This is a genomic window from Paracraurococcus lichenis, from assembly GCF_030657435.1.
GTDB classification, from domain to species: domain Bacteria; phylum Pseudomonadota; class Alphaproteobacteria; order Acetobacterales; family Acetobacteraceae; genus Paracraurococcus; species Paracraurococcus lichenis.
Genome location: NZ_JAUTWS010000416.1, coordinates 1 through 623 on the forward strand (window position 1 = coordinate 1; position 623 = coordinate 623).

Sequence of the window (623 nt, forward strand, 5' to 3'; positions counted from 1 at the left end):
CATAGTGGACGGGGCCAAGGCGCTGACCAAGGCCATCCGGCGCACCTTCGGGCGGGACACCCCCATTCAGCGCTGCCAGGTTCATAAGGCTCGCAACATCGCCGAGCGGCTGCCCAAGGCGCTGCAGGCGCCGGTCCGCCGGGCGCTGCGGCAGGCCTGGGAGCTGGACGATGCGGCCAGGGCCGAGCGGCTGCTGCGCAATCTGGCGCGCACCCTCGAGCCCCGCGCACCCGGTGCCGCGGCGTCGATCCTGGAGGGTCTGGACGAGATCCTCACCGTCGTTCGGCTGCGGTTGCCGCGCGAACTGCGTCGCTCGCTGGCCTGCACCAACATCGTCGAGAACGTCATGGGCTCGGTGCGGCGTGTCTGCCGCAACGTGAAGCGCTGGCGCGACGCCGACATGGCGCTGCGCTGGACCGCCGCAGCGATGCTCGAAGCCGCCCATGGCTTTCGCAGGCTGAAGGCGAAGCGGCACCTTCCGGCGCTCCGTGCCGCTCTCACTGCCCACCGAGCAAAGACCGCGACGATCACGCCGATTGCACAGCAGACGCGCGCCGCATAGGATCACTCTCGGCCGCGCCGCTCGCCATGCTCAACATTGGCCGGGACATCCCCTGCGCAGG

Annotated in this window: 1 protein-coding gene; it reads left to right on the top strand. The window is 70.5% G+C overall.

Features of this window, described 5'->3' with window-relative positions:
• The coding region (locus Q7A36_RS40580; RefSeq protein WP_305109455.1) for a transposase at positions 1-562 on the top strand (562 nt) is incomplete at its 5' end.
• Positions 563-623: the final 61 nt, after the last annotated feature.